The following is a 3,418-nucleotide window of genomic DNA, read 5'->3' on the forward strand; positions in this document are numbered from 1 at the left end:
GCAGCCCTGGCCTCGTCGAGCAGCGCCAGCAGCGCCTGGCGCTCGGCATCGCTCGTGTCGAAGAAGGAGCCGGTGTGGCGCTTCGGGATCACGAGGCTGTGGCCGGGCGAGACGGGAAAGCCGTCGCGGATCCACAGCGCGTGCTCGTTCCCGCCGAGGATGCGCGCGCGGGGCAGGGTGCAGAACGGGCAGCCATTGGAGTTCATCGGGCGATCGTACCGACTGGATCGGGCGCCCCGGTCGCCTGGCCAGGCGCAGATGCACAGCCGGCTGCCGCTGCCGCGCTATGAGGGCATCCGCTGCACATGGACTGTCACCGCGCGCTCTGCATCGCCGGCCCTGCCGCAAGCGAGCCGCTGGCGCAACCCGCACGAGCGACGGCTTGTGAGCGGTCACCCACCTGCCTAGATTGCCCGTGACGCGCGGGCCCTCGTCCCCGCACACCACAGGAGTTCCAGCGATGCCCGTCCCCATGCCAGCCGTATCGAGCATGTCCCCTTCACCCCGGCGGCGTGCTGTCCCGCACTGGTGGCCTGTGGGCATCCTGTCGCTGCTGGGCACGGCGATGCTCGCGGGCTGCGGCGGGGGCGACCAGTCGTCGGCGCAGGCCAGCGAGACGGGTCAGCAGCTGGCCCAGGCGGCCGGGGTGGCCAGCGAAGCGGCCGCCGTCGTGACGACGCTCACGCCGGTGGCGGACCGGCGCATCGGCAACAGCGTGGTGCACGAGGTGACCTACCGGGTGAGCGTCAGCGTGGGACCGGTGGCGCAGGCGGGCCTGTCCCTGAGCGTGGCGCACGCGGTGCCGGGCACCACGGTCATCGACGGCGATGTCGAGGTGGGCGACGTGGCCGCCGGCGCCACCGTGCAGGCGGCCGACACCATCACGCTGCGACACGCCACGGTGCTGCGCTTCGACCCCGCCGGTCTGACGTGGAAGACGATGGGCACGCCGGTGCACCGGGTGGTGACCTTCGACCCCGCGCGCTGCCGGACCCAGCCGGGTGCGCCCTACGCGCAGACCGTGGGTATCACTGGCACCAACGTCATGGTGGCCTCCGCCGACGTCAACGCCTCGGCCGCCGGCTGCCGGGTGCTGGCGCGCGGCGGCACGGCAGCCGACGCCGCGGTGGCCGTGCAGGCGGTGCTGGGCGTGGTGGAGCCCTTCGCCTCGGGCCTGGGCGGCGGCAGCGTCGTCACCTACTACGACGCCGCCACGCGCCAGGTTCGGGCCTACGACGGCCTGTCCAGCGCGCCGGCGAACATCGGCGGCACCAGCACCGTGCCGATCACCTCGATCTACCAGATGGCCGTGCCCTCGGACCTGCAGTGCCGCTCCGGGCAATCGCTGGGTGGCAGCCTCTCGGCGCAGCAGGGCAACGTCAACATCTCCGGCCGGGCCACGGGCGTGCCCGGCACGGTGGCGGTGCTGGACCTGCTGCACCAGCGCCACGGCCGCACGGCGTGGGGTGGCCTGTGGGAGGAGGCCATCGACCTGGCCGAGGGCGGCTTCCCGATGACGAAGTACATGTACTCCACGCTCTACAGCGACGGCACCGTGTTTGACGAGGAGACCGGCGCGGCACTCAACGCCGGCGGCGTGAAGGCCTGGTGGAACACCGCGCGCGACCGCTGGGGCGCCGTGCGCTGCAGGTACAAGGACATCCAGGCGCGCTACTGCGATGCCTCCGACCCGGCCGGCGAGAAGCCGCTGCCCGTGGGCACGCCCATCACCAACGCGCCACTGGCGCAGACCATGCGCCTGGTGCGCGACGGCGGCGCGGCGGCCTTCTACGACCCCGCGGGCCCGATCGCCACGGCCATCCTGCAGCGCTTCCAGGCCGACAGGATCAGGAGCGACGGCACCAACAACTGCACGTCGCTGCTGCCGTCCACCTACAACGTCGCGGCGGGCACCACCTCGGCGCCAATCACGCCGGCGCGCATCCCGAGCCTGATGGCGGCCGAGGACTTCGGCGCCTACCGCGCCGTGGAGCGCCGCCCGCTCGTGGGCCAGCACTTCGGGATGACCATCCACACCCAGCCCGCGCCGCTCTTCGGCGGCGTGGTGGCGCTGTACTCGCTGGGGCTGCTGGAGCGGCTGGACCTCAGGAGCCAGCCCTGGGGCAGCGAGGCGTTCTACTACCGCGTGGCCGAGGCCAGCCGGCTGGCCAACGCCGACCGGCGCAACATCGTGGGCGACCCGGCCTACTCCAACGTCAACGAGCGCGTGGCGGCGCTGCTCGCACCCGGCTACCTGGACGCCCGCGCGGCACTGGTGAACGGCACCGCCCTGGGCAGCGTCGGCGCCGGCACCCCGGCCGACGGCATCCCGCCCTTCGTGGCCACCGACCCTGCCGGCTACGACCCGCTGGCTGCCGCTGCTGCGCCGCTACCCATCACCCGCCTGGCCAAGGCCTCGCGCCGGGCCCTGCGCGAGGAGGACTGGAACACCACCAGCAGCCTGGCGATCGTGGACGGCTACGGCAACGCGCTGGCCATGACGACCACGATCAACACGCACTGGGGTGCGCACATCGAGGCCGCGGGCATGATGCTCAACAACGCGCTGTCGAACTTCTCCGCCGGCACGCCGGGCATCGACGTCAACGGCTACGCCGCCAACAAGCGCCCGCGCAGCTCGATCGCGCCGTCCATTGCCCTGGACGCCGATGGCCGCGTGCGGCTGGCCTGGGGCGCGGCTGGCGGCGGCCCGATTCCCGACTACATCGTCAAGACCTTCCTGGGGCACGCCGTCTACGGGATGGAGCTGCAGGCGGCCATCAACGCCGACAACTGGACCGGGCAGGGCCTGGGCAGCTCCATCGCCGAGTTCGAGAGCGGCAAGCCCGTGGCCGGGTTGATCGACGGGATGCGCAGCCGCTACGGCTACACGACAACCACGCTACGCGGCACGGGGCTCGTCAGCGGCCTGGCGGGTATCGCCGTGGACTACGACGTGTTCGGCTTCCCGATCTTCCATGGTGCGGCCGATCCGCGGCGGGCCGGGGCGGGCAACGGGTATTGAGCCGCTCGCAGCCTTGCAGGCACGGACTGCGACGGCCACAGCAGCCCGGGAATATCCCAGCCGGGACCGGCTGATCAGGGCCAGCTGCGCTACCGTTGAGGCACGAGCAACAGCCTGAGTCCAAGGAGCACGCTGATGATCGAGGGACTGGTTTCCGGCAAGGTCTACGGACGGCCTGAGCAGCGTGTTGGCAACAACAGCGGCAAGCCGTTCGTGACGGCCAAGGTGCGTGCCGCCACGGCCGGCGGCGAGACGCTGTTCGTCAACGTCCTGGCGTTCGACACGTTGGCCCAGACGGCGCTGCTGGCGCTCTGCGATGGCGACGCGGTGTCGCTGACCGGCACGCTCACGCCGAAGGTCTGGACGGACAGGGAAGGGCAGCCCCGGCCGGCA

3 protein-coding genes are annotated in these 3,418 nt (G+C 72.1%); 2 read left to right on the forward strand and 1 reads right to left on the reverse strand.

Features of this window, described 5'->3' with window-relative positions:
- Nucleotides 1-206: HIT family protein (locus tag FJ694_RS36115; protein ID WP_157272340.1), on the reverse strand; the 206-nt coding region annotated here is incomplete at its 3' end.
- A 284-nt stretch (nucleotides 207-490) separates the two neighbouring features.
- On the opposite strand from FJ694_RS36115, the gene FJ694_RS36120 reads away from it, so the two are divergent.
- Both FJ694_RS36120 and FJ694_RS36125 read left to right on the forward strand, forming a co-directional pair.
- Complete coding sequence (locus FJ694_RS36120) at nucleotides 491-3,025, forward strand: gamma-glutamyltransferase (protein WP_157272341.1); 2,535 nt, start codon at nucleotides 491-493, stop codon at nucleotides 3,023-3,025.
- A 135-nt stretch (nucleotides 3,026-3,160) separates the two neighbouring features.
- A partial coding sequence (locus FJ694_RS36125) for a single-stranded DNA-binding protein (RefSeq protein ID WP_157272342.1) occupies nucleotides 3,161-3,418 on the forward strand: 258 nt, incomplete at its 3' end.

Origin of the sequence: Azohydromonas aeria (assembly GCF_009760915.1) — a bacterium.
Classification (GTDB): Bacteria; Pseudomonadota; Gammaproteobacteria; order Burkholderiales; family Burkholderiaceae_C; genus Azohydromonas; species Azohydromonas aeria.